The sequence below is a fragment of the Collinsella sp. AF38-3AC genome, assembly GCF_003474365.1.
Lineage (GTDB): Bacteria > Actinomycetota > Coriobacteriia > Coriobacteriales > Coriobacteriaceae > Collinsella.
In genome coordinates this window covers 18,493-45,488 of sequence record NZ_QROM01000015.1, presented here as the reverse complement: position 1 = coordinate 45,488, position 26,996 = coordinate 18,493, and the positions used below count along the sequence as shown (strand labels likewise).

Annotated in this window: 20 protein-coding genes and 2 tRNA genes; 4 read left to right on the top strand and 18 right to left on the bottom strand. The window is 57.4% G+C overall.

The window, feature by feature from the left end:
• Window positions 1–534: 534 nt before the first annotated feature.
• From DW029_RS08645 to DW029_RS08600, 10 genes are all read right to left on the bottom strand, one after another.
• A tRNA-Lys gene (locus DW029_RS08645) sits at window positions 535–610 on the bottom strand.
• Between the two features lie 28 nt (window positions 611–638).
• Window positions 639–1,919 (bottom strand): aminopeptidase, encoded by a 1,281-nt coding sequence (locus tag DW029_RS08640; RefSeq protein ID WP_117734834.1) that lies wholly within the window; start codon window positions 1,917–1,919, stop codon window positions 639–641.
• A 90-nt stretch (window positions 1,920–2,009) separates the two neighbouring features.
• A complete protein-coding gene (locus tag DW029_RS08635) occupies window positions 2,010–2,585 on the bottom strand; it encodes a hypothetical protein (protein WP_118345796.1) in 576 nt (191 codons plus the stop codon).
• Window positions 2,586–3,464, bottom strand: coding sequence for a phosphoribosylaminoimidazolesuccinocarboxamide synthase (locus DW029_RS08630; RefSeq protein WP_117743382.1), 879 nt, complete (start codon window positions 3,462–3,464; stop codon window positions 2,586–2,588). It lies immediately after the preceding gene.
• Window positions 3,465–3,582: 118 nt separating this feature from the next.
• Window positions 3,583–5,148: a cell wall metabolism sensor histidine kinase WalK gene (locus DW029_RS08625; protein WP_117734831.1), complete on the bottom strand. Its 1,566-nt coding sequence runs from the start codon at window positions 5,146–5,148 to the stop codon at window positions 3,583–3,585.
• Between the two features lie 11 nt (window positions 5,149–5,159).
• Window positions 5,160–5,882 (bottom strand): response regulator transcription factor, encoded by a 723-nt coding sequence (locus DW029_RS08620; RefSeq protein WP_117734830.1) that lies wholly within the window; start codon window positions 5,880–5,882, stop codon window positions 5,160–5,162.
• A gap of 152 nt (window positions 5,883–6,034) precedes the next feature.
• On the bottom strand, window positions 6,035–7,246 hold the full coding sequence (locus DW029_RS08615) for a twin-arginine translocation signal domain-containing protein (protein WP_118345795.1): 1,212 nt from the start codon (window positions 7,244–7,246) through the stop codon (window positions 6,035–6,037).
• Entirely contained in the window at window positions 7,246–7,509 is a 264-nt protein-coding gene (locus tag DW029_RS08610) for a TIGR03905 family TSCPD domain-containing protein (RefSeq protein WP_117629999.1), read from the bottom strand. Before DW029_RS08610 ends, DW029_RS08615 begins: the two co-directional genes overlap by 1 nt.
• Window positions 7,510–7,637: 128 nt before the next feature.
• Window positions 7,638–8,984, bottom strand: a complete 1,347-nt coding sequence (purB, locus tag DW029_RS08605) for an adenylosuccinate lyase (RefSeq protein WP_118345794.1) — start codon at window positions 8,982–8,984, stop codon at window positions 7,638–7,640.
• A 555-nt stretch (window positions 8,985–9,539) separates the two neighbouring features.
• Window positions 9,540–9,614, bottom strand: a tRNA-Gly gene (locus tag DW029_RS08600).
• A gap of 297 nt (window positions 9,615–9,911) precedes the next feature.
• Here DW029_RS08600 and DW029_RS08595 point away from each other — a divergent pair.
• Complete coding sequence (locus tag DW029_RS08595) at window positions 9,912–13,343, top strand: SpaA isopeptide-forming pilin-related protein (RefSeq protein WP_118345793.1); 3,432 nt, start codon at window positions 9,912–9,914, stop codon at window positions 13,341–13,343.
• A gap of 66 nt (window positions 13,344–13,409) precedes the next feature.
• Here DW029_RS08595 and DW029_RS08590 read toward each other — a convergent pair whose 3' ends face one another.
• Both DW029_RS08590 and DW029_RS08585 read right to left on the bottom strand, forming a co-directional pair.
• Window positions 13,410–13,628 carry a hypothetical protein gene (locus DW029_RS08590; RefSeq protein WP_117743380.1) on the bottom strand — a complete coding sequence of 73 codons (219 nt, stop codon included), beginning with the start codon at window positions 13,626–13,628 and terminating at the stop codon, window positions 13,410–13,412.
• A 21-nt stretch (window positions 13,629–13,649) separates the two neighbouring features.
• A complete protein-coding gene (locus DW029_RS08585; RefSeq protein ID WP_117763247.1) occupies window positions 13,650–16,847 on the bottom strand; it encodes a hypothetical protein in 3,198 nt (1,065 codons plus the stop codon).
• Between the two features lie 198 nt (window positions 16,848–17,045).
• Here DW029_RS08585 and DW029_RS08580 point away from each other — a divergent pair, with 198 nt between their 5' ends.
• Window positions 17,046–18,068, top strand: a complete 1,023-nt coding sequence (locus DW029_RS08580) for a YafY family protein (RefSeq protein WP_117763248.1) — start codon at window positions 17,046–17,048, stop codon at window positions 18,066–18,068.
• A complete protein-coding gene (locus tag DW029_RS08575; protein WP_117763249.1) occupies window positions 18,055–18,972 on the top strand; it encodes a YafY family protein in 918 nt (305 codons plus the stop codon). Before DW029_RS08580 ends, DW029_RS08575 begins: the two co-directional genes overlap by 14 nt.
• Here DW029_RS08575 and DW029_RS08570 read toward each other — a convergent pair.
• Together DW029_RS08570 and DW029_RS08565 are read right to left on the bottom strand one after the other, a co-directional pair.
• Window positions 18,969–21,863 (bottom strand): helicase C-terminal domain-containing protein, encoded by a 2,895-nt coding sequence (locus DW029_RS08570; RefSeq protein ID WP_118345792.1) that lies wholly within the window; start codon window positions 21,861–21,863, stop codon window positions 18,969–18,971. The two genes, DW029_RS08575 and DW029_RS08570, sit on opposite strands and share 4 nt — an antisense overlap.
• Window positions 21,857–22,822, bottom strand: a complete 966-nt coding sequence (locus DW029_RS08565; protein WP_118345791.1) for a D-alanine--D-alanine ligase — start codon at window positions 22,820–22,822, stop codon at window positions 21,857–21,859. Before DW029_RS08565 ends, DW029_RS08570 begins: the two co-directional genes overlap by 7 nt.
• An 85-nt stretch (window positions 22,823–22,907) precedes the next feature.
• Here DW029_RS08565 and rlmN point away from each other — a divergent pair, with 85 nt between their 5' ends.
• Window positions 22,908–23,960 (top strand): 23S rRNA (adenine(2503)-C(2))-methyltransferase RlmN, encoded by a 1,053-nt coding sequence (gene rlmN / locus DW029_RS08560; RefSeq protein WP_117734822.1) that lies wholly within the window; start codon window positions 22,908–22,910, stop codon window positions 23,958–23,960.
• Between the two features lie 199 nt (window positions 23,961–24,159).
• Here rlmN and DW029_RS08555 read toward each other — a convergent pair whose 3' ends face one another.
• The 4 genes from DW029_RS08555 to rsmG all read right to left on the bottom strand — a co-directional run bounded on the left by DW029_RS08555 (window position 24,160) and on the right by rsmG (window position 26,974).
• Window positions 24,160–24,414, bottom strand: coding sequence for a hypothetical protein (locus DW029_RS08555; RefSeq protein WP_022093798.1), 255 nt, complete (start codon window positions 24,412–24,414; stop codon window positions 24,160–24,162).
• Window positions 24,404–25,309, bottom strand: a complete 906-nt coding sequence (locus DW029_RS08550; RefSeq protein WP_199582623.1) for a ParB/RepB/Spo0J family partition protein — start codon at window positions 25,307–25,309, stop codon at window positions 24,404–24,406. Before DW029_RS08550 ends, DW029_RS08555 begins: the two co-directional genes overlap by 11 nt.
• Window positions 25,302–26,102 (bottom strand): ParA family protein, encoded by an 801-nt coding sequence (locus tag DW029_RS08545; RefSeq protein ID WP_022093800.1) that lies wholly within the window; start codon window positions 26,100–26,102, stop codon window positions 25,302–25,304. Before DW029_RS08545 ends, DW029_RS08550 begins: the two co-directional genes overlap by 8 nt.
• A gap of 134 nt (window positions 26,103–26,236) precedes the next feature.
• Window positions 26,237–26,974 (bottom strand): 16S rRNA (guanine(527)-N(7))-methyltransferase RsmG, encoded by a 738-nt coding sequence (rsmG, locus tag DW029_RS08540; protein ID WP_233543844.1) that lies wholly within the window; start codon window positions 26,972–26,974, stop codon window positions 26,237–26,239.
• Window positions 26,975–26,996 lie beyond the last annotated feature (22 nt).

The window sequence follows — 26,996 nt, the reverse complement described above, 5'->3', positions numbered from 1 at the left end:
TCCGGTTCGACCGGGCCGCGCGGCAAGGAGATATATTGCCAGACCGGAGGGGCGCCGGGGGCGGGAATCACGCACTCCATATTTTGTTCACAAATGAATAGAACCCTCAGTTGCTTCACTGAGGCCGTATTCGAAGCAAGAGCTTCTGATATTGGCGATGACCAGCTGGTTTATAGGTGTTAAGGCATCGGTCATCTCTGTAGCGCCACTTTACTCCAAAAGCATCAGCTATTTGTTTCCCGTCGGTAAAAGGCAGGTTTTGTTCGCCAAGCGTTCTTATATATAGAGAAGTTCGGGTTCGAACCCGTGGCTCGGCAACAAAAAGCGACCAACCGGAGTAAATCGCTTTCTGTTCTATGGTGGGCCGTCAGGGGTTCAGCCTGCTCCGCAGGCGGCCGCTGCGGCGCTTTCGCGCCTTGCGCGCTGCGCTGGCAAACGCTCACGCGTTTACTCAGCTCCGCGCCCCGACGGGTTCGAACCCGTGTACCTGCAACAAAAAAGCGGCCGGCATCCGCCAGTCGCTTTTCTTTTCTATGGTGGGCCGTCAGGGGTTCGAACCCTGGACCTTGGGATTAAAAGTCCCCTGCTCTGCCAGCTGAGCTAACGGCCCGCGGGTGGCATTGTACCACGGTCTGGGTCTATTCCCAACTCCATTGGCCGTTCTGGAAAATCACAACTTCACGTCCATCAGGCGTAATGCCCGTAATATCGATGTCGTCCGTGCCGATCATAAAGTCGACATGCGTGCTCGAGACGTTAACGCCATGCTCCAGGAGCTCCTCCTTGGACATGTCATACCCGCCCTCGATGCACTCGGGGAAGCCGACACCCAGCGCAAGGTGGCAGCTGGCGTTCTCGTCATAGAGCGTATCGTAGAACAGAACGCCACTTTCGCGGATCGGCGTGTTCTTGGAAATGAGCGCGACCTCTCCCAGATGAGCAGCGCCCTCATCGGTATCGATGATGCTCGCAAGCGTCGCCTTGCCCACGCGGGCGTCGTAGTCCACCACACGGCCGCCCTCGAACTTAATCCAAAAATCGTCGACCTTGTTACCGTGGTGGATGAGCGGCATGGCCGAATACACGATACCGTCGGCACGCATGCGATCGGGCGAAGTGAAGACCTCCTCGGTGGGAATGTTGGGGAAGAAGGGATGTCCATCGGGCGTCTTGCCCTTGCCGCCGGCCCACTCGTGACCTTTCGTCATGCCAATCGTCAGATCGGTTCCGTTCGAAGCGGTGTAGTGCAGGCAATCAAATTGATTATCGTTTAGGAAACGCAGGTTCTTTTCGAATGCGGCGTCATGGAGTTCCCAGTCGCTCTCCGGGTCCTGGCCATCGGCGCGAGCGGTGTGCAGAATCGCATTCCACAGCTTATAGATTGCAACCTCATCGGCGTCTCCCGGGAACACCTCGTGCGCCCAAGCCACGACCGGAGCGCCGGCGATGCACCACGGATTGATGTTGTAATCCAGCCCACGGCGGAAAACTTTGCACTGCGTATTCCTCGCCTTGGATGCCGCGGCCGGCTTGGCTGGATCGATGCCCTTGAGGGCTGCGGGATCCGCACCCTCGATAAAGATAAAGCAGGCACCGTCCTGGGCCAGGGAATCCAGCTGCAGGCGCTTCCACTCGGGCGTCTGCTCAAAATAGCTTTTATCGACATGCTCGTACGTGAGCCTCGTCACGGCATCATCGGCCCAAATGACCGTCACGTGGCCGGCGCCGGCAGCATAGGCCTCCGCGACCACCACGCGCGCAAACGGCGCGCACTCGACCGGAGACTGAACGACGACTTCCTGGCCGGGCTTGACGTTTACGCCCTTGCAGACAACCAGGCGAGCGTAGTTTTTAATCTTGGGCTCCAGGGCCTTCATGCCCTCCAGAGCCTCTTCAACCGTCAGGGCAGCTCGAATCATGTGCCACTCCATCTATCTATAGAACAGTAAAAAAGGCGCGCCGCAAAAACGACGCGCCTTATATCTTAGCGATAAGTATGAATGCAAACGCTATTTCTTCTTGGAGTCCTTTTTGTCCTCCTCGGCAGCCGCGCGCTCGATAAGGGCGTTGAGCTTGTTCTCGGACATGCCCTCGGCCTGCGTGCGGTACATGTTGCGCAGGGGACGAATACGAACGAAGTCGTAGATAAAATCACCCAGAATGATGACATAGGACAAAATGATGCCGACCATCTGGACGGGACTGGACACCGTGCCGCCGGGAGCGAAGTAGAGCGAAGCCCCAATTGCCACGACGAGTACCATGCCGATGGCGAGCACGGCCCACCAGATACGACGGCGCTTGGTGTAGTCCTCGTCCTGCTTGAGAAGAATATTCGACACCGTGTAGATACGATCCTCGCGAGCACGCTGTTTGGCCTTGCGGGCGCGCTTCTCCTCCTTGGAAAGGCCTTCCAGGTTTTCACCCTTCTCGAGCTCTTTGCGGCGAGCTTTAGACGAAGCCGGCACGACGCGAACGGAGCTCGCTGCCTGGCGGGCGGGTTTAGCAGATGCGGCGGACTTGCGCGCAACCCCGGTAACCTCGTGGGATTGCGTGCGCTTGTTCGTGGCGCTACGGGTACTCACTTATGCGTTCTCCTTCATGCTTGTGAACTGGGAGCCCGTGATGATCTGGAAGGCCTCGCGATAGCGCTCGGACGTGCCATCGATGACCTCGGCGGGCAGGTGTGGGGTCTCCCCCGTCATATCCCAGTTGGCTTTGAGCCAATTGCGGACGAATTGCTTGTCGTAGCTAGGCTGGATCTTGCCCTCCTCGTAGCTGGCGGCAGGCCAGAAACGGCTGGAGTCGGGCGTGAGGCACTCATCGATCAGCGTGACCTTGCCATCGATGACACCAAACTCGAACTTGGTGTCGGCAATGATGATGCCTCGAGTCGCGGCATACTCGGCAGCGGCCTTGTAAATCTTGAGGGACAGGTCGCGAATCTGCGCGGCGATGTCCTCACCCACGATCTCGCAGCAACGCTCGAACGAAATGTTCTCGTCGTGGTCGCCGATCTCGGCCTTCGTGGACGGCGTGAACAGCGGCTCGGGAAGCTTGGAAGCCTCGGTCAGGCCCTCAGGCAGCTGGATGCCGCAGACGGTGCCGTTCTCGTCGTAGGTCTTCTTGCCCGAACCGGTCAGATAGCCGCGGACGATGCACTCGATAGGAATCGTCTGGGCCTTCTTAACCAGCATGGCACGGCCAGCGAGGTAGTCACGATACTCAGCAAACTCCTCGGGGAAATCCGCCGGGTCGATGGAGACGAGATGGTTGGGGACGATATCGGCAAACTTGTCGAACCAGAACGCCGAGATGCGATTGAGCACCTCTCCCTTAAACGGAATCTCGTCGGGAAGAATGAAGTCGAACGCAGAAATGCGGTCGGTGGCGACCATCAGCAGGTTTTCACCGGCATCGTAGATATCACGAACCTTGCCACGGGAATCCGGACGACGCTCCATCGTTGTCACGTGAGTCACTCCTTACCTAAATACGACAGAAATGCGGGTTCTTTCCCACACGTTTTCGCAAACTCGGAGCGGCAGGGACGCGGCTCCTCCTTCACCGAATAGCGAAAAGCTAGTGCTCCATTGTAGTAGATGCCGCGTCCGCCGTGTGCTCGCGGGGCAGATGAATTGTAAAAGTCGTACCCTTTCCAAGCTCCGACTCCACGGATATGTAGCCATGGTGACGCTCGACGATCTGCTTGGTCACGGCGAGGCCAACGCCCAGGCCGCCAGCTTCGCGGGCGCGGCTGGCATCAGCGCGCCAAAAACGGCCGAAGATGCGCGACAGATCGTCCTTGGCAATGCCGATACCGGTATCCGAAACGGCAATACTGACATGCTTGCGGTCACTGAGCACCGACACCACGACCCAACCGCCCTCGGGGGTGTAGCGCATGGCGTTGCTCATGAGGTTGATGACGCATTGCGTGATCATATCGGGGTCGGCCTCGACGACATCATCGTGACCTTGGGTCTCGTCTGCAAAGCGCAAGCGCAGATCGCGGTCGACAAACAGGCGCTCCTGAGCGTTGACGATGGAGCGCACGAAGGGGACCATGTCCACCTGCTCAAGGTTGAGCGGCGCCGTGCTGTTTTCCATGCGCGACAGGTCGAGCATCTGCTGCACCAGACGGGCAAGTCGACGCGTCTCGGAAGCAACGGTTTCCAAATGCTCATCATCGGTGGGATACACGCCGTCCTGCATGGCCTCGACCGTTGCAAGCATGGCCATAAGCGGTGTGCGAAGCTCGTGCGCGACATCCGAGGTCAGGCGCTTTTCGTGCTTCATATCCTTCTCGAGCGAGGTGGCCATCTCGTCAAAGGTCTCACCCAGCTGATCGATTTCGTCATCGCCGCGCAAGCCCGTGCGAGCGGATAGATCGCCATCGCGAATTTGCTTGGCCGTGCTGGTAATACGATGAATCGGCTTGGTGAGCATGCGCGACATGAGCGATCCGATAACGACCGAGATGCAGACTGCCACAACCGCGGCAAGGGCCATGGCGTTAAAGGTCTTCTCTCTAAACGCAGAATCTGCCTTGGTGAGCAGGGCGTCGGAGCCGATGGCCCATAGCTTTACCTGTCCGACATGCTCGCCGGAAGACGTTATGATTTCGACGTTGGCAACACTATCGGAGTCGGTGGGCGCCGACGAAACCGGGCTATGCGAGGCCTTTTTACCGCTCGAGCTGCTCGACGCCGATTCACTCTCGCGCACATCGGCGGTCGCACTTGCCGAAGGCCATGAGTCGTCATAAACGATCACGCCCTTTTTGTTGACGACCTGCATGCCCAGATCGTCGGACACCAAACTCGATGTCGCGACCGTGCGCAGCTCGCCCGCCGTCCAATTGCCGTTTTCCTCGTACGAGGTCGCAAGCTTTTCGGCGGCAGAATTGGCGATCTCAACGATATTGGAACGCGTGTAATCCGAAAAGACGGTGCCCCATACAACGGAGACAACGCCCACCAGCACCAATACCGTCATGAGCGACGTCAGGGCAAAAGCCAGGGCCATACGCGAGGGATAGCTCATCGTTGGCCGTGAATCGGAACGAGGCGTGTTCCAACTTGCTTTGGAACCCGCCTCGTTCTCCTGCTTGTGCTTTTGTCCGATTTCAAAGCGCGCAGGTGTCATATGTGATTTCCCTATTTCTCGTCCGCCTTATCGGTCTTGGCCGGGGCCTCGAAGCGATAGCCAACACCGTGGACGGTGTAGAGCCACTTAGGCTTCTTGGGGTCGTCGCCCAGCTTGGCGCGAAGGTTCTTCACGTGGCTGTCGATGGTGCGCTCATAGCCCTCAAAGTCGTAGCCGAGAACCTTCTCAACCAGCTCCATACGGTTGTAGACACGACCGGGATGACGAGCAAGCGTGGTGAGCAGCTTAAACTCGGAAGCGGTCAGGTCCACTTCCTTGTTCTCGACCAAAATCTTGTGGCCCGAGATATCGATGACCAGATCGCCGAAGTCGAGTACCTCGACGGCGGGCTCGTCGGCCTGATGGGCACGGCGGAACAGAGCGCGAACGCGCGCAACAAGCTCGCGCGGCGAGAACGGCTTGATCAGATAGTCGTCGGCTCCGAGCTCGAGGCCGATAATACGGTCCTCGATCTCGCCCTTGGCGGTAAGCATGATAATAGGCACATCCGAGGTGTCGCGAATGGTGCGGCAAACGCGCTCGCCGGGAATCTTAGGGAGCATGAGGTCGAGCACGACCAGGTCGAACTGATGCTTCTCGAACTCCTCGATAGCAGACTGGCCGTCGCCCACGCCCACAACCCAATAGCCCTCGCGCTCGAGATAGGCAGCGACAGCGTCACGGATTGCCTTCTCATCCTCGACCAGCAGAATCTTTTTTGCATCTGAAGCCATAACACGGCCCCCCTGTCTCAATTAGCTAAGAACAAGCCCATTTTAACGCACCTATGCCCACCGAGCACCGCTGCAGTGCGGCGGCTCGGCGGGCGGTACTCACAATTACAACGCGTTTATTCCCCCGTTGGCGCCTTTTTAACCCCTCGGTACTAAAGAGAGAATAGGCGGGCAGTGACCGTCTCGGGGATTCCCTGGCTGTTGCGTACCGTGGCATAGGTCAAAAACGTATTCGATTTACCCGCCGTAGCTGGATAATCGCCATATTCAAGGGCGCGGTCGGGCGACAGCAGCGAGCCATAGGTTTTGGCGGAGGTATCGATCAGAAAATGCGATGCCTGAACCTTAACCAGATATTTGTTCTTCCTGCCGGCAGCACATGCAAGCGGCTCACGCGACAGGAATAGGAAGGTCCCGTTCTCGTTGCCAATATAGGTGCCCATGTTTCCAAGACTTCCCACGCCGTTATAGGTCGCCTCGATGGAGAACACAAATGTGTCACCCATATATACGGCCTCAAAGGGAGACACCGAGGAGGGAAGGACCAGCTGAGCCCTTTTGGTATTGTTGCCGTCCGTCAGGTCAATCGCCGTCATGCCGTAGTAGACACCCTCGTCATTGCGCACGCGCGGGGATATGGTCAAGATACCGTCACTCACGCGCGGGGCAGATGCAAAGCGACCCGTTGACTTCCAAATGGTCTCGACCTTTGCCTCATCGAGCGAACGGCGGTAGCAATACGAATCGCTACTCGTCTTATTTCCGCCCGTTGAGGGCATCTTGTACCAAATGACAGACGATTCGAACGCCGTAAACATCGGCGGATCGTAGTCCTTGCCGCCTCGGTCGAGCTCAACCACATCGCCGACAAGCGACGCGCCTGCCATACTTTGCGCATAGAGCTTCCATGACGAGTTCGCAAAGTTCATCTCGACCCAAGCAAACGCGCCATCGCCGGCGCGGACATCGTAAAACGAATACCCCGTACCTTCGACGGGATCCTCGATAAGCGTCGTGAGCGAGCCATCGCCCAGGTTGAGCACACCAAGCGTATTGGCATGCAGGGCAGAAGCAGGCGCCATCATCGCGGCAGCGTAGTCACCATCGCAGTAGTACAGTAGCGTGCCCAAGGGCAATGTCCATGAAGCCGTGGGCTCAAGATCGATATCGACGGCCTCATACTCATCCGTAATCGAGATAATCTTTGAGTCGTCTTTGATAACCTGTGGCTCGCCGGCAGCGTCGTCGCTGGTACCCGTTTTCTTTGAGCATCCGGCAAGCACCGTGGCAGCGCCCGCGGCAGCCCCTCCGAGCACAAAGCCGCGGCGCGATATTCCGTTCTTGATCTGGTCGGCGATACTCATTAGGCGATCTCGGCGCGAGCGGCCTCGATAGCGCGCGTGAGCTGATCGGCGCAAGAAGTCTTCTTCATACCGCAGGTATTACCAGCGAGAACCTCGATGACGCGATCGGCAGGAGCGCCCTCGACCAGCTTGGAGATAGCCTTGAGATTGCCGTTGCAGCCACCGGTAAACTCGACGCCTACCACCTTGTTGCCGTCATCGGACAGGTCAAGGTGAATATTGCGAGCGCATACGCCCTGAGGCTTGTAATCAAACGAAATCATGCGATCCCCTCTCAGAATGTTATTCGAGACGACTATTATCCCCGTCTTTCCCTAAATGCAACGAGGCGCTTTGCCGGCAACACACATTACCAGCAAAGCGCCCTAAAAAGCTAACGTTATGCCCGAACCTACTCGAAGCTCAGCTGCTCCAGGCGATTGAAGACCGTGTCGATACGGGTAAGGAAGTCCCACGGATCAAAGATCTCGTCGAGCTTCTCCTGGCTGACGGTGCAGCGCGGGTCGGCCTCGAGACGCTCCTTAAAGGTGGGACCGGAGACGCAATCCTGCACCTCGTGCCAGGTAGCCATGGCGTTTTCCTGCACGATGGCATAGGCATCCTCGCGGGTGATGCCCGTATCGACGAGGGCCAGCAGGACCTTGGAGGAGAAGATGAGGCCGCGAGTCTTGTTGAGGTTGGCCATCATGCGAGCCGGATACAGCTGCAGGCCGTCGATAACGCGGATAAGACACTGGAACATGTGGTCGAGTGCGATAAAGCTATCGGCCTGGGCGACGCGCTCGGCAGAGGAGTGCGAAATGTCGCGCTCATGCCACAGGGCGACATTGTCGAAGGCAACCTGGGCATTGGACTTCACGACGCGCGACAGGCCACAGACCTTCTCCATGGTGATGGGGTTGCGCTTGTGCGGCATGGCGGAGCTGCCCTTTTGGCCCTTGCGGAAAGGCTCCTCGGCCTCGAGCGTATCGGTCTTCTGCAGGTTGCGGACCTCGGTAGCAATGCGCTCGCAGGTGGCCGCTGTAGTGGCAAGGACGCCGGCAAGGTAGGCATGATGGTCGCGGCTGATGACCTGCGTGGACAGCGGATCGTGGACCAGGCCCAGGTGCTCGCAGACATATTCCTCGACAAACGGCTCGATGGAGCTGTAGGTGCCGACGGCACCGGAGATGGCGCCAAAGGCAACGTTCTTGCGAGCGTCCTCAAGACGATCCAGATCGCGCTTGAGCTCCCAGGCCCAAGAGCCAAACTTCATACCGAAGGTCATCGGCTCGGCATGGATGCCATGGGTGCGACCGGCACAGAGCGTGTTGCGCTCCTCGAAGGCGCGGCGCTTGCAAATCTCGCCGAGTTTTTTGACGTCCTCGATAATCAGGTCACAGGCCTGGGTGAGCTGGTAGCACAGAGCCGTATCGCCCAGGTCGGAGCTGGTCATGCCATAGTGAACCCAGCGGCTGGGCTTGGGGTCGCCCTCGGGGACATCGGCGTCGATGTACTCCTTCATGTTGGTCAGGAAAGCAATAACGTCGTGGCGCGTGACTTCCTCGATCTCGTCGACCTTTGCCTTCTCAAAGTTGGCGTGGTCGCGGATCCACTGGGCTTCGTCTTTAGAAATGCCGATCTTGCCGAGCTCCGCCTGGGCCTCACAGGCCAGGACCTCAATCTCCTGCCAAATGGCGTACTTATTCTCGAGGGAGAAGATGTGTCCCATCTCCGGGCGGGTATAGCGATCGATCATAGCGGCTCCTTTTTGGTTATTGGCACGTTGGTCGTAACCCAACCATTGTACCGTGCGCAGGTGCAAGTATGGACAGTAGGCATGAACCTAACATTTTGGAATTGGAGCGGGCAACGGGACGTCCGCGCGCCCGCGTCGCGGACGCGAACCGGCTGTGGGCGATCTCCTCGGATTCACGGAGACGATGGGGAGGCTTTGTTGAATTGGCCGTCCCGAGGTCTCCCATGCTCGATGGAGCGGGCAACGGGACGTCCGCGTATTTGCTTCGCAAATCCGCACCGGCTGCGGTCGGCATGCTCCGGTCCACGGAACCGCTGAAGGAGACCCGGTCGAGCCGTGTGTCCCAGCGTCTCCCTTTGCTGGGGGAGCGGGCAACGGGACGTCCGCGTATTTGCTTCGCAAATCCGCACCGGCTTCAGGCGCCTGCCGGCGCCTTCGCCTGCTCGCTACAAACGCTTCGCGTTTGCTTTACGCTCGCACCCTGTCGGGTTCGAGTCCCGGCACTTTATTGAAAAAAGCACGGCACCGTGATGGTGCCGTGCTTGTGCTCTTAACTGGAGCGGGCAACGGGACTCGAACCCGCGAGTGTCAGCTTGGGAAGCTGATGCCTTACCACTTGGCGATGCCCGCTTGTGTGTTGGCTAGTATAACGCGGTTGTCTTGTTCGATACAAGGGTGGCGATGCTTGTTTTAGCTGTGGAGATTCGTTTGAAAATCGCATCAATTGTGGAGACGAGGACCTTTGACCTCCTGTTCTCCTTATCTTCTACCTGCGCTTTTGTCTGATTGTTGTATTTGAGCTCAATTTGTCAGGAATTGGGCAAGCTTTTGGTCAGGCTCCGGTACTTACCCGCATGAACCTCGGCTGTAGCCTCATCCTACGCGCCGCAGCCTCCCCGTGCGGCGCACGAGGGATAAGGAGCAGCCATGTCCAACGCACCCACGCACTCTGTCCACAGCGCAATCGCAACAGGTCCGCTGCTCCTGCTCCTCTTCCTGCTTTTCGGCTGCCTGGCACCGGGAGCCGCATTTGCCGTCGATGGCTACGATCAGCTCGGCTTCCGCACCATTAGCGACGATTGTGGACCCTTCTTCATCGGCAAATATGAAGCTCAGGACGCCTCGATTGCCTACTGCATGAACCAGGAACGCCCCGGGCCCACCAAGCCGGGCGGCCCATGGCTCAACTTTGATCAAGGCTGGGTGTGGCTCGACGACGAGTTCGCGGCAATCGTTTGTCACGGATATCCTACCGCCACGTCGTTTGGCGGTTATCATCTTTCACCAGATCGCGCCCGCGCCGCCACCCAGCTTGCCGTATGGATGCTCAACGGCACTACCCATGTCGACGGCACCTACTCCTACACGACCGCTCAGGGCAAAACCAAGAGTGGGCACTTTACCGCCGACAATGAAGTCGTGGCGGCTGCGCGGTGGCTCCACGACAACGCAAAATCAGGAAGCATCAAAGCCGCTCCACACCGCGCGCGGCGCTATTTAGGAACCGTATCGGGCGGCAGCAAACGTCAAGACATGCTCTATGTACTGCCGGCGGTCTCTGTTTCCTTCCAAAAGCAGTCTGCGAACACCGTTATTACCAGCGGAAACAATACCTATCAGTTTGACGGGGCAACATTCGATGTTTTTGAGAGCGCCAGCGACGCACGTGTCGGCACCATCCAGATGGACGGCAACGGTCGAGCGCAGGCAGCACTTCTGCCCAATACGGCATACTACCTAGTTGAAACGAAGGCGCCGGCCGGCTATGTCCCCCGTCGTGATCGCATCGCCTTTACCACGGGGAATGACGGTGGACAGGTCACCATTGATGAACAGCCCGGCACCATCAACCTGTGTATCGTAAAACTCGATGCCGCGACGAATGCCGGCCCCCAGGTGGGATCTTCACTCGCAGGAGCAGAGTTCACGTGTGTGTCGCAATCAACCCCCGGATGGGCGCAAATCCTCACGACCGACGAAAGCGGTCGAGCCACCCTCACCGATGTCCCCCTAGGAACCTTTACCATCTATGAATCAAAAGCCCCCGAGGGCTACCTGCCATCCAATGACAGCTGGACCTATACCGTTGGAGCCGACCAGCTCGGCGATTCAGGCGTGGTCGAGATCGAATCTCGCGTTTCCGATATCCCCATTGCGTTTGACCTTGAGATTTCCAAATTCAAGGACTACGGCAATAGCGATCAATCCGGCCTGGAGCAGCCGGCAGGAGGTGTTGTCTTTGAGGTTGTCAGCAACAGCTCTCAGCAGGTTGTTGGCACGCTGACCACAAACATCTATGGCTTTGCCTCCACCAAAGATCAGTCAGAAGCATGGTTTGGCGCAGGCAAGCGACCCGCCGGTGTCCACGGAGCCATCCCATACGACCGCGCCGGCTACACCGTTCGCGAGGTTCCGGAAACCGTCCCCGAGGGTTTTAAACGTGCAGGGGAATGGACCGTCGAGGCCAATCAGATTTCCGACGACGCCGAGCTTCAATATATCGTGGACAACCACGCTCTGTCGACGCATCTCCAAATTGTAAAACGCGATGCCCAAACAGGCGCTTCTGTTCCACTAGCCGGATTCACCTTCCAACTACTAGACAGCAATCACGAACCTGTCTCACAAACTTGCTGGTATCCAGCACATAACGTAATGGACACCTTTACGACTGACGCGACCGGGACCATCACACTGCCCGAATCGCTCGTGCCGGGCACCTATTATGTACGCGAAACCTCGGCCAAAGAGCCCTATCTCGTCGGCAAAGAGATCGAGGTAAGCATACCCGCCGACATGAACCTAACGCCCGTTGCAATCGTCTCGTATTATGACCACGCCGCGACCGGAAACATCAGGATCGTTAAAACCGATGCCGTAGACGGCAGCAGCCTCGCGGGCGCCATCTTTGAGATCCGCGCCTCGGGTGATATCGTGCGCCCCGACGGTAGCATTGCCGCGCTCGACGGTGAGACTGTCGCTACTGTCATGACGGATGAAGCTGGAGAAGCACGCGCGGACGACCTCCCGCTGGGATCTGGTACCGCGCGCTACGAGGTTGTCGAGACTCAAGCGCCGGCAGGCTTCTTACTCGATCGGACATCCCATATTGTCGACCTTACTTATGCCGACCAGAAAACACCCGTTGTGGAGGCACGGCTTAACGTATCCAACGATTACACCAAGGTTGATATCTCCAAGGTCGATGCAAGTGGTGAGCAGGAAGTGGAAGGTGCACAGCTCACCTTATATGGTCCCGATAAAACCGAAATAGACTCCTGGACCTCATCCGACAAGCCGCACCGCGTCGAACATCTTGCACCCGGCACCTACTCGTTGCGCGAAATGATGTCTCCGCGGACCTATGACCTTGCCGAGGAGATAACGTTTGAAATAAAGGATACGGGAGAAGTCCAATCCGTCGCGATGAAGGATGCGCCCATCGAGATCAAAGGACAGGTCGACAAGCGTCAGGAGATTGTCCAACCTATCGGGAAGGGTCTGCTGGCCAACGGCGATGGTAAAAATCGCGCCGCAACGCAAACCAATACGGACGGACTTTTCTCCTATACCATCGACGCTCGAAACGATTCAGCTACCTGGGTTGATGAATTAACGATTACCGATGATCTTGAGTGTGCCGAGGACGATACGGCGAGATTCGTCTCAATCGAAACTCCCGTCGCCATCGGCGACCTCAACGGTCTGTGCAACGTGTGGTATCGCACGACGCCGTTGGACTCGACAGACGTCGATGAGACGGCAAACGCGACACTTGACGATGGGCACGAAAATCCTTGGCTTAAGTCCGACGAGGTAAAGGAGAGCCTTGGTGAGGACTGCCGCCTCGTCGATTACGACGGCTGGCACCTCTGGAAGGCGGATGTCTCGACCACAGAATCCACCACACTCGAGGCGAAAGAACTCGACCTTGCATCCAATACCATCGTAACGGGCATTCGCATTGAATACGGTGCGGTAGCCGCCGACTTTACGACTCGAAGCGATACAGATTCCTGGACCCATGATGATCTCAAAGATGAGCACGACGACCTTGACGATGCCAAAGTAATCCTTGGCACAGACGCTCGGAGCGCAGTCGTGCACATGCAGGCAACGTCGGCTTATACGCCCCAAACCGCACTCACCAACAGCGCGCGCGTCGATCTTTGCCGCAACGGCGGCGGCGATAAACTTGAGTCACATGACGAGGACCGCGTCATTCAACGCTGTACCCTACCGCAGGACCTACCGGCAACAGGATCAGTTCCCATCGCCGCTTGCATCACTGCGCTCCTGACCTCGGGTGCCGCAGCCATATGGTTCGCTCGCCTTAGGTCGATCCCAAAGAAGCGCTAGCGCGATAAAAAAGCGGGCGCGCCAGTCCCCCGGCTCGCCCGCTTTCAATCATTTAAATCGCCGTATCTACCCTGCAGACGAAGATCCACCATCAACGATTGCCTGCTCGGACTCAGGAATCCCATCGGCACCCGTGCTCTGTTCTTGCTCCACCTCTTCGCTGATTGCGGAGGCGGGGGTCGAGCCCTTCGCACCCACGATGTAGGCAGCCCCAAATCCTAACGCAATGGCGATCAAGGTCAAAATCACGTAGACAGGCCAATGGCGCTTAATATACGAAAACACGTTGACTCCTTAGAGCTCCGTCTACGAACGGCGGATAACCTCGGTCACGACCTCGGATACCGTGGCAATGTTCGTCGGGTTGACATTGTGGGGCAGGTCGTCCTCGGTACGAGCGCAAGCCAGGCGCGTGCCGTCCACGCCGGCGATGGTGAGGGCTCGGCGGCTCGCCTCGAGCGCGGCGTAGGCATCGGTCTTGGCATAGGGCATCTCGAGCGCGCCACAATCGACATGGAACGACTTGCACACCTTGCTGACCAGGTTCATGATGCGGCGATCGCCCTTGAGCAGCTGCTGTTCGCCCTCAATCGTCACCACCGAAAGCCTACCGGCGCCGACGGATTCAAGATTGATGAAGAATACACCGCGGAGCTTATCGCGATGCGAAGCCAAGAAGGCCTTCATACCGGCGCCATCACAATCCGAGGCGCCCGTTGCCACAAACCAGATATCGTGACCGAGCAGCTCATCATCGCCCATAGAGGCGACAGCCGAGAGCATATCTTCAGAAGAAGCGCCGTCGGAAGACGTAGCGCCGCCCTTCCAGCCATCGTTATCGTCCTCGAAATTATCCCACGAACCGATGCCGCGACCGGACTTCTTGGCATCGTAATCGTCTTCGACGCCCAGCCAATCACTCATGCTGTCCTGTTCGTTTTTCTTTTTACGACCGAACAGGCCGCCCAGGCCGCGCTTGCGAGACTTGGGTGCCGCCGGGGCGGGAGCCGAAATGGTCTCGATCGGCTGAGCGCCCGACGCAACGGGCATAGGAGGCGCAACGGGTGCCGATGTGGGTTCGGGACCCTGAGCGGTAGCAAAGGGGTCGTTGGCCTGTGCGGAGGGGTCGGGAAGGTCGAACAGCGACGTGCGAGACGCAACGTTTGCCTGCTTCATCGACGGCAGCGACGGATCGGGGACCGAAGCCAACGGAGACGAGGAAGGTGCAGGCGACGGAGCCGACGCCGGATCAGGAACATTCATCTGCGGACGCGGCGATGCCTGGGAGGAAATCTGGGCCATAAGGGAATCGACCGTTTCGTCCTGGGTGGGAGCAACATCGGCAACCGTGGCACCGGAACCACTCGGGGTCGGCATGGTGAAAATCTGCGTGGAGTAAGGCCTCGACTCATCTATCTCGGGAGCCTCGGAAACCGCAGGCACTTCTTCCTGCTCGACCTCGGTCGAATCATCTTGCTCGGCTGTCGCGTATTGCTCTTCGTCAGAGTTGGCCTCGACGGGCTCGTCCTCGGCGGCATCTTGGATTTCGGCAGCATCAATAGGCTCGTCATCGTCTGCCGCATCGCCCTGCTCATCGGAAACAGGAAGGGGCTCGGCAATCGCGGTGCCTTGCTTTTCAAACGTTATCGTGGAATCGAACTGCGCGGCATCAAACGACATGGTGCTATCGACGTGCTGTTGAGCCTCGAAAGACGTTGTCGCCTCAACAATATCCGCGGACGTCGGCTGCTGGGACTCAAAGGACGTTGTAGCTTCGGCGGCATCGACGGGCACGGACTGCATAGCCTCGTTCTGCTCGAACTCTTGCGCCGCGAGCTCACGTGCCGCCTCGGCTGCCTGCTGCTGAGCGATAGCCTCCTGCTCGGCAGCCTCGCGTGCGGCAGCGCGCTTCTCCTCGAAATCGTCGACAAATTTCTTGCCCTTTGCAAGCGCACTCTTAAAGAAGTTGGAAGCGCTGGCGCCAATCGAAGAGAACGCGGATGCGATATCGGCATGGGGCGTTGCCGCGGGAATCTCGGCTGAGAAATCAGTATCGCTCTCGTAAGACACGAGCCTCGGCTGTTCAACGTAATCGTCGTCAGACTCGTCCGCAACGTCTTGCGCCGGCGCGGCGGGAGCCAAAACGTCCAGTCCTGCAGCGGGATCGATCGCGGACACTGCCTCGGGCTCGGCAACGGCAGCGGCAACCGCGGCAGACTCATCATCCACGGTGGCAACGGGCGCAGGCGCAGTCACGACGGGGACAGGCTCGGACTCAAACGTCGGCTCCTCGCCCTCCTCGTAATCGAGCGTGCAGGACTCGGGAAGCATTCCGAGAGCACGGATGGCATCCGAACCAAAACGGATGTTGCCGGCGGCATTGCGATAGAGCTTGGGCTCGGGGTCGGGCGCGACAGGCTCCTCCGCCGGCTCGACAGCGGGAACCTCGTCATTGAACTCTTCGGCCTGGACAGCCTGATTCTGATCCTCGGGCACAATGGCGCCAATCAGCGTCTCGTCGGCAGACGCACCCTCAAAGCCCTCGATCTGCTCGTCGAAAGCCTCACCCTGTTCGGGCTCGGCCTGAGCGTCGGGAGCAATCGGCTGACCGAACTCGTCCTCGGCGTAGGTGGGCTCTTCATACTCGATGGTGTTGCCGTAGTCGTTTTGCTGCTGGGCCGCGGCATACTCCGCCGCTGCGCGCGCCATTTCCTCGGCACGACGCTTTTGCTCCCCAAAATAGGTATCGAACGGAGCATCGTCGGGAAACTCGTTTTCGCCCTGGAAGGGAGCAACGTTGTCCATAACGCCGAGCATAGCGGCGACAGAAGACTTGTTGCACACCGCGCCGGACGTATAGGGAAGAATGTGGCGGTTAGAGATGATGTTTGCCGCGTTGGCAAGTGCAACGAGGGAAGCGAGGATCGCGACAATCCACAGCAGAACCTTGAGCGCGCCGGGGAGCGGCAGGATACGCAGGATGGCAACGGCAGCGGGGGCAACCGTGGCAACGGGCAACAACTTGGCGATGAGCGCACGATACGAAGCATAAGGCTCGCGGGCAAGCAGCTCAGCGCGGGGAGAGTCGTAGTGTGCGACAACGACCACCGGGCGGTTGCGCGGAGACGCAAGCGGGCCCGAGGCCTTGTGGTAGGCGATGACATTTTGGCTCACGCCCGTCTTGCCCAGGCGCGAAACCACGGGGTGGCCCGTGCGCTCGAGCACGTAGAGCACGGCACCGACAATGGCCAGCAAGGTGCCGACCAAGCCGATACCGCCGCCGATGCCCATCAGCAGGGCGCCGGCAAACGCAAGAATACCGGTAACGGCAAATGCCAACCTACTGGGCGCCGGGGCATTGAACTCCTGAACCTCGGGATCAAAGCCGTGGTTGCGGAAGATCTGAGCGATATCCTCGGCAGCCAAGCGCTCTTCTTCACTGCATGCCGGCGTAATGCCGGTGTTCTGCAGCAGGTGGTTAATATAGTTCTGGGTGTTCGCCATGTGCGCTCCACATCCATAATCCGACAAATAGGCCCAATGCATGCACATTAGAACCGTATATAGTCGAAAGTATACCCCGAGCGAGCGCAAACGACCGAATTCGGGCCATCTTAACGCCCCGAGCGGACAAGGATATAGCCTAATCTCCATATCGGACTAAAATCATGGCAGCAAACCACCTTCTCATGCGAGGACTCTATGACGGCAAGCGACACGACCGCGACAATTAAAAAGGGGAATTCGGAGCCCAGTTTCGATAAAACGGCTCAGCGCATCCTCAATCTTTTCTTTGTGCTCAACAGCTCCCCCGAACCGCTGACGACCGAGCAGATCGTCTTGGATTCTGACCTGGGATATGGCTCGGGCAACATCGACTCGGATAAGCGCAAGTTTCGGCGCGATCGTGACAAACTGCTCGAGCGTGGCATCTTAATCAAGGAGGTTCGCCCCGCCGGTGCGCAGGAGACCGAGGAAAGCTCGTGGACAATCGACCGCGAGCACACGTTTGCCGCAGGTGGCCTCATCACCGCAGGCGACGCCGACATCCTACTCAACGCCATCGACCAGACGCTAGCGGCCGGCTCTTCCACCTTTGCCGCGCCGCTTGCCGATATTCGCTCCAAAATTGCCTACCTCACCGGTGGGACGGCGGTGGACGAAGCACCGATCCGCCGCTCTCCCGCCGTCGATGCGGTATGGAGTGCCTTTGCCGAGCGTTGCGCGCTGCGCTTTTTGTACCAAAACGGACGCGGCGAGCAACGCGAGCGGACCGTTTGCGTCTACGGCATGTTCGAGCGCGAGGGCGTGGCGTACTTCTGCGGCCTCGACAATGTCACCGACGACATCAGGACATTCCGCTGCGACCGTATCGTTCGCGCTTGGCGTCCTTCGAAGGCCTACGCCATCCCTGCGGACTTCAACCTCAACGATTACTTATTCTTTGAGTTCGATTTTGCCGACCGACCGCCCGTTGCAGCTACGTTCTCGTTCGCCCCTCAGACGCAGATCGATATGATCAACGGTCTCACGCGCGGGCGCGGCGAGCTCGCACACACCGATTTGGGATGGACCTGGACCGTTGACGTGCGCGACCTTGAAGCCGCCGCTTCATTTTGCATGGCCCACGCCATGGACGGCATGAGGCCCGTGGCCCCCAAATCGCTCAAACAGGCGTGGAACCACCTCATTGAAAGGACGGTGCACGAGCATGCCCGTGCGTAAACTCACCAGCGAGCAGAGGCTCTCGCGCGCCATCGACATCATGGAGGCCCTCTACGCCGCCGGCGAGAACGGCATGACTCGAACCGAGATTTGCAGTCGCTTTAACATCACGGGGGTGTCGCTCGACGAGATTCTCGAGATCGTCTCGACACTCGCTGATCGAGAATCGGGTGCGCGCATCATCTGCGAATGCCACGGCGAGCGTGTGGTCCTCACCGGTGACGCCGGGCGTGTGTTACCGCTGCGCCTGAGTGCCGCCGAGGGCGCTGTGCTCAACCATGAACTTGAATCGTTGGGGATCGAGCCGCAGACGGCGGCTCGGATTCGATCTGCTCTTCTACCCGAAGAGCTCGGCTATAACCAGCGCGTCTTTGACACCGTCAACCGCGGGTCGCACTGGCAGCAGCTGAGCTGCGCCATTCAGGACGGCGTTCGCTGTCGTATCTCGTATCGCTCGATGGACGATGCACGGCCACGCGAGCGTCTGGTCGACCCCTTGCGCATTACGGCAAACGGCGACCAAACATACCTGATTGCCTGGGACATCGCGGTCGATGAGCAGCGCACCTATCGCATGGATAAAATCGAGGGACTCGCCCTGACGGAAGACTCCGTCGTGCCTCACGCACCGGACGTTGCATCCCTCCACGATTCCCTTGCCCGGACGCAGCGTAGCGCAAAGCTCTTGATGCCATTCGATATGGCGGAGCATCTGGACTGGGCCGGCGTCACCCTCATCGAGCGCGGCGGGGCAGACACGGCAACGCTAACCGTGCATTATGGCTCCGAGCGTTGGCTACTGAGCCAGGTAATCGCAGCGGGCGGGGCCATCCGCATCTTGGATGACCCCGCCCTGTCAGAGCGTCTGTGCGATATGGCAAAATCCCTCGTCTGTCCGCTTTAGCGGCGCCGTTCGTGGCGTGCGCGCCACAGCTGTAGATAGTGCCCGATTTGTGCCGATTCGATGCGCTGATAGGAACTCGTGGGCAGCGACGTTAAGAATTTCTTGCCGTAGCCCTTCGTCACCAGGCGCGGGTCGGCCAAGATGAGTACGCCGCAATCGGTCGATGAGCGGATAAGGCGACCGGCTGCCTGCTTGACTTCAAGCACCGCCTCGGGCAGCGAATAGCGCGCCCAAGCGCGATCTTCGCGCAGATTGCGCTCGCATGAGAGCGGGTCTGTGGGGCTCGAGAACGGCAGCTTGGGAATGATGACGCAGCGCAGCGTCTCGCCGCTGGCGTCAAACCCTTCCCAAAAGGCCTTAAGCGCAAAGAGTGACGAGGTCGGTTCGTTGATAAAGCGATCGCGCAGACGGCGAGGAGATGAGTTGCGCTGCTGGCAGTTGAGTTCCAGACCCGCACGGGCCATCTTGGGCTCAACGCGGGCGTATAGGTCTTCCATGTCGCGCCGATTGGTGAACAGCGTGAGCACCGAGCCGCCCATGGCAAGATGCGCGTCGACCAGCACACGCTCGAGCGCCGTAAGATAGCTCTCACGATCGCGCGGATCGGGGATATCGCCCGCAACGACTACAGCCATGTTCGAATCGAAGTCGTAGCTCGAGTCCAAGTGCAGCGATGAGGATATCGAGGCACTGATGCGATCGAGGCCGACGGCGTGGTTAAAGTGCTCAAAGCTCTTGGAAACCGTCATGGTCGCCGATGCAAAGATAGCCGTGTGGACCTCGGGCAGCCACTCGGTTGCCAAGGCCTCGCCAATATCGATACGCTCCGCGGTCATCGACTCGCCGCCGGCACGCAGCCTGCAATTGACTTGCAACGAATACACGTAGTGCTCATCGGTACCGTCAATGATGAGCTTGAGGTTCTCGGCCAGCTCGTGCAGGCGGCGCGAGATTTCACCCAGGTCGACAACAACCTCGGGCTTGTCGGCGGCGACGGCTTGTACCAGCGCGTCGACGCTCTTGTCAGCTTGTTCCAATGCGTCGATGGCAGTGTAGGCCGACTGCAAGAAATCATGCCAGTCGTCAGATTCGCGCAGCTCGGGGCCAATCCATAGATTGGCATTGTCATAACCCCCACGGGCACGGCGGCCGAGCTCGCGAACGCCATCAAACACGTCGGCGATCGCCATGCTCGCACGCGAAACCGTCGAGGTCGCTTTGGCAGTAAGGCCCAGATAGAGCGTAGAGCCCTCGGAGGTTGCCAAATCACGGGAAACCTGGCTTAGCGCGCCGGTGCTCGAGCCGCCCAGGCGCTCAAACAGAACGCGTGATTCATCCGCCGACACCACGCGCGCCCACTGACGGCGAGCCTCGCGCTCGATGGAATGGGCCTCGTCGATTACCCAATGACGAATCGGAGGCAAAATCCTGCCTTCGGCCGCGACATTGCGGAACAGCAGGGAATGGTTGGTGACCACCACATCGGCATGCGCCGCACGACGGCGAGCGCCGTGGACCAAACATTTATCAGGGAAAAACGGGCAGAGGCGACGAACACACTCGCGCGAAGCCGTCGTAAAGTCGGGGCGGTTGACGCTGCGCCACCGAATGCCGAGCGAGTCGAGGTCGCCATCGGCTGATTGGCAGACGTACGCCATGATGACCGCGACTGCCGTAAGCGTATCGGCAGGATCACGCTTAGTCGTAATTTCGACTTGGCCGCGGCTCATGCGCTCAAGCTTGCGCAAGCATGGATAGTGGTCATAGCCCTTGAGGGCGCAAAACGATAGGCCTCCGTCCAGCTGCTCGGCAAGTTTGGGCAGCTCATGATACATGAGCTGGTCGGCGAGATTATTCGATTTAGTCGCGATACCAACCGTGATGTTGTTGCGGCGTGCTGCCTCGGCAAAAGGCACCAGATAGGCCATCGATTTGCCGACGCCTGTGCCCGCCTCAATTACACGATGAGTGCCCGTGGCCAGCGCATCGCGGACCTCGAGCGCCATCGCGATCTGCTCATCACGCGGCTCGTAGGTGGGATACATGCGATTGACTAGGCCACCCGGCGCATAGTCTGCCTCAATCTCCTCACGACTCGGCATCTTGAGGACCGGCAGTTCGTCGGCGTCCACCCGATCGTCGGCGCGGTCGGCCTTGAGAACGTCAGCACGAGCGGCGCTGAGAGAGAAGATAGAGCCAGGGTTCTGCCCCGCCAAGAATGAGAAGATAGGACGATAGGACCAAGGCACACCCGGGTGCATGTCGGCTAGGCGCGCCATGAGGCCCTGGGGCAAGTCGGTGAGCGCCACGAGCAACACGCGCCATACGCCACACAGGGCGTCGACGTCGGCATTGGCACGGTGTGATACCGAGTCACAGCCAAACAGATCGGCCATAAAAGACAGCTTGTGCGAGGCCAGGCGCGGTAGCGCGATGCGCGACAGCGCCAGCGAATCGATCCAAATATCGCTGACGTTGACGCCGCCTTTGACCGACTCGATAAACGAGCGGTCGAACGTGGCGTTATGTGCGATCACCGGGCAACCACCGACAAAATCGGCGAGAGCGGCGACGGCCTCAACGGCCGACGGGGCATCTGCCACATCGGCATTTGTAATGCTAGTGAGCTCGGTAATCTCGGTGGGAATCAGCTGCTTGGGATGCACGAAGGTATCGAAGCGGTCGATGATCTCGCGGCCCGAAAGACGGGCCGCGGAAATCTCAATTAACTCGTTGTCCTGTACCGAAAGACCCGTGGTCTCGGTATCGAGGACGATAACGTCCTCTTCGATGAGGCCAAACGATTGTGTCTTTGCGCGTTCTGCAAGCGTGGCATAGGAGTCGATGACAAACTGTGGCGTTCCAGGAGATACAGCGTCCTCGATTAGCATGCAACGCCCGCTCGACGAAGACCCATACGGATTAGGCTGTCGCACACCTGCGGGAACGTCATGTCGTCGGTATGGCGAATCTCGTCAGGATACAGTGACGTATCGGTCATGCCGGGGATGGTGTTGGTCTCGAGAATGACGGGGCCGTCCTCGCTCACGATAAAATCGCTGCGCGAGATGCCCAAGCAACCGAGTGCCCTATGGGCCGCACAGGCAAGTTCCTGGGCACGCGCATAGTTTTCGGGCGAGATCTGCGCCGGAATACGATGGATGTCAGTGGGATCGACGTACTTTACGTCCAAGTCGTAGAACTCGCAGTCCTCGGGCTTACGAATCTCGACGATCGGCAGGGCGCGCACGTCGTCCTCACCGTATACGCCGACGGTGATCTCGGTACCCTCGATGCACTTCTCGATCAGCACTTTGTCGCCGTACTCAAACGCCTTGGCGATTGCCGCGGGCAGCTCGGAGGACTCATGGACCAGGGAAATGCCATAGCTGGAACCGTTGACGGCCGGCTTCACAAAGCAGCGCTCGCCACAAACCTCGACGATATGATCGGTATCGACTTCATCGCCCACCTCGAGCGCGAGGCCGGGGGCAATGGGAATGCCCGCCTTGGCGTACAGGAGCTTAGAGACCTCCTTGTCGGCACCGCAGGCGCTGGCAAGCACGCCCGAGGCCGTGTAGGGGATACCCAGGGTCTCCATGGCACCCTGTATGGCGCCATCCTCACCGCCGGCGCCGTGCATGGCGATAAATGCCACATCGAAACCGCCGGTCGCCATGGTTACCATAAAGTCATCGGCGGCGGTGTCGAGCAGCTCCACCGAGGTGTAGCCGGCTTCCTTCAGTGCCGCCACGACGTTCTTTCCCGAGTTGAGCGAGATCTCGCGCTCGGCGGAATGACCGCCCGCCAAGACCGCTACGTGCATGTTCTCTAGGCTTTTACCCGGCATGGGCAGACTCCTCCTCTATAATTTCTGCAGCTGATACCATATTGTAGCGATACACTCTACGTTTCCCCAAAATCGAAAGGCTTCCATGAATCCCAGGACTAAATCTCAGGACATTCGCGACTTGAGCCAAAACGATATTCGCGAGCTCGTGGCCGAACTTGGCCAGCCCGCCTTCCGCGCAAAGCAGCTCATCGAATGGGTCTTTGAGAAGAACGTTTGTTCGTTTGACGATATGACCAACCTTCCTAAGGCTTTCCGCGAGCAGCTTAAAGGCGCTTTCGCCTTTGACACGCCGACTGAACTCACCAAGCAGGTTTCCAAAGATGGCTCTCGCAAGTATCTGCTCGAGTATCACGACGGCATTTCCGTCGAGACCGTCGGCATGCCCCGTCGTAATAAGCTTTCCGTCTGCGTTTCCACCCAGGCAGGCTGTGGCATGGGCTGCGCCTTTTGCGCTACTGGCCTCAACGGCCTCAAGCGCTCTCTGACCGCTCAAGAGATCGTCGACCAGGTACTTCATGTATCCAACGACTTTGGCGAGCGTGCCACGAGCGTTGTCTTCATGGGCCAGGGCGAGCCGTTTGCCAACTACGATGAGGTTCTCAAGGCACTGCGTATCCTCAACGACCCCGATGGCATCGGTATCGGCGCCCGTCACCTCACCGTCTCTACCAGCGGCGTTATTCCTGGTATTCGCAAATTTGCCGATATCCCCGAGCAGTTCACGCTTGCCGTTTCCCTGCACTCCGCCATCCAGTCGACGCGCAATAAACTCATGCCCGGTGTTAAGAAGTACACGCTGCTTCGCCTTCACGAGGCGCTTCAGCTCTACACCGAGAAGACTGGCCGCCGCCCGACCTATGAGTATGCCATGATTGAAGGCGTCAACGATACGAATCCCGAGATGCAGGCGCTCTGCGACTTCTGCGAGGGAACGCTGTGCCACGTTAACCTGATTCAGCTTAACGACATCGAGGGCAGCCCGCTCAAGCCGTCGCCGATTCATAAGGTTGAGGATCTTCAGCGCCGCCTTGAGTCTCGTGGCATCGAGACCACAATCCGTAATTCTCGCGGCAATGATATTGATGCCGCCTGCGGACAGCTGAAGCAGCGCTTCAAAGTTCAAAAGAACGCATAGGGGAGTCACACCCCAAAACGTTTCATGTGAAACATCGAGCAGCCCCGGTTGCAGGATATGCAACCGGGGCTGTTTCATTTATTGACCTCGATTATGAATCAGCTGCTACTGATCCCATTAAGAACAGCCAAAATATGGGGTCCTTGTCGTGTGAATCAGACAATTACCCATCAAAAAATGCTGGGTAATTGTTAGGTACCTAATAGCCTACATTTTCCCATTGGTTGCTAACCCAACCTTGATTAATCTTGGGATTCTTCGTTACCTGAGCAGTACGCATGGCAACATCTTCAGTCATAACATCCATTTTCTTCTTGGACGTATCAACAATATCTTGCGCACCACGAAGCAAACGACCTCGGAGCTCATCGTCTGTTGCAATCTTATAGCCAGCAAAGGCACCAGCCGCGACAGTCGTCGCCAATGCAATCGCAGTTAAAATCTTATTCCTCATCTCGGTCTCCTTGATCAAACTGAATCATTTCACCAAGAATACGAGAGAGGTCTTCCTCGTCTTTAAACTCAATCTCAATCTTATTCTTTCCACGTGAGCTCTTCACACGTACATTGGTATTAAATACCTGACGAAGTACGCGGGCAGCCTTTTTAAAAGACTGAGGCGTTGCAGGCCGTGGCGTCTTAGGTGTCTCTCCGGCAGAAAACAACGGAGCAAGATTTTCTGTCGCTCTAACGGAAAGGCCCTCTGCAACAACCTTCTCAGCAAGTCGAATTCGAGCATCCTCATAGGGTACTGCAAGAATAGCACGTGCATGACCAGCTGTAAGTTTGCCCTCAAAAATCATCTGCTGAACAACTTCGGGGAGATCGAGAAGACGCAGTGAGTTTGTAATTGCGGAGCGTGACTTGCTTACCGCCTTTGACAATGCCTCCTGGGTCATACCGCTGGCATCAATGAGCTGGCGATACCCCTTAGCCTCTTCGACGGGATTCAGATCAGAACGCTGAAGGTTTTCGATAAGTGCAAGAGCCAGCATCTCTTCATCATTAACTTCTTTAATGATGACAGGCAGCTCCTCAAGACCAGCAAGCTTTGACGCCTGGTAACGCCGCTCACCAGCGATGATCTCATAGCCGTTTCCATGCTTGCGAACCAAAAGCGGCTGCAAAACACCATGTTCTTGGATTGACTCGCTCAACTCGCGAAGTTCAGTTTCGTTAAAGTGAATTCGTGGCTGATTTGGGTTGGGAACGATATCCTCAATAGGTAGTTTTGTTTCAGATGCAGCATTTGAAGCAGATGCAGCCGAACCACCGGTCTCATATTCGGCCTCTGAGACCAAAGCATTGAGTCCACGTCCCAATCCGCCACGTTTCTTTGCACTAGGCACGCTTGATCACCTCTTTTGCAAGGTTCATATATGCTTTTGCACCCTTATTTTGTGGCGCATAGGTAATTACCGGCTCTCCAAAAGACGGAGCTTCGGAGATTTTAACCGTACGGGGAATCAGTGTCTTAAACGCCTTATCACCAAAGTACGATTGAACTTCCTCAACAACCTGATTCGACAGAGAAGTACGCGAGTCATACATAGTCATAAGCACGCCATAGGTGTCTAAGCCCTTGTTCAGACGTGATTTAACCATCTTCATTGACTCAAGCAGCTTCGTAACACCCTCGAGTGCGTAATACTCGCACTGGATCGGAATCAATACGCTATCTGCTGCAGTCAAGGCGTTAATAGTAAGCAGGCCGAGCGATGGAGGACAATCAATAAAAATGAAATCGAACTCATCCTGAATCGGCTCAAGCAAATCTTTGAGGCGGGTTTCACGAGCAATTGCGCTTACGAGCTCAATTTCGGCGCCTGCAAGCTGAATTGTAGCAGGAATTACGAATACCTTTTTGCAATTTGTATCAAGAACAAGCGATTCTGCCGGCACATCATTCAACAATGCATCGTAGATGCAGTGATCTAGGTCTTCTTTTTCAATTCCAAATCCACTGGTGCTATTTCCCTGCGGATCAAAATCAACAATCAGTGTCTTACGACCCTGCTCACCCAATGCTGCCGCAAGGTTTACAGCCGTCGTCGACTTACCAACGCCGCCTTTTTGATTGATGATTGCAATGATACGCGTGTCTTTTGCGCTCTTAGAGCGCTTAACGTCGCGAAATCCCACGGTCCCTCCTGGTGTGTATTAAAGCTGTCAAACGGAGGATGTTTCACGTGAAACATTCCGAATCGATATCAACTGCCATGTTTCACGTGAAACACTGCAAGTTGTTAATATCCATTATGTTTCACGTGAAACATCTAGGCAAGCGGATTCTTCTTTGCCATGCCATTTGCACGGGGCAATGAAACGGATGCCGGATGACTCTTTTTAAGAACAATAAACTCCCTGTGGCCCAAGCCATCAGGCAAATCGATTGCGTCATTCAGAAGCAAAGTGAAACCGCAGATCTTAGCTGCTGACATGCCGGAAGCAAGCTCCTCATCCGAAGGATTGCCCTTGGTGATAACAAATAACCCTCTATCCTTGAGATACGGAGCCGCATACTCAACAAGAATCGGTAGAGGGGCCAGTGCGCGTGCGGTTACGACAGAGAACTGCTTCTTATGGCTTCGAGCATATTCTTCAAGACGATAATGAACCGCATGAGCATGTTTCAATCCAAGAGCATGAACAAAAGAATTAACGGCATCAACCTTCTTGCCAACAGAGTCAATATATGTAGCTTTACGATGCGTGGTTATGGTTAAAGGAATACCAGGGAAGCCAGCACCTGTTCCCATATCGAGCAAAACCCCCTCAGGAGCCTTATTGATATAGGGGAGCAAAACTAGTGAGTCGAGGATATGAAGTATCGCAGCATCTTCTACGTTAAGGATGCGGGTAAGATTCGTTGTCTTATTTGTTTCCAGAACTAAATCCAAATGCTGAATACATTTCCTCAGCTCAACATCAGTTACGCTCAAGGAATACTCATTGCAATAGGAAGTTAGACGACTCAACATCTCGTCAGCTTGCTGATCAGTAAGTACTAACAACGAAAGCTCCTTTCTGACAAAA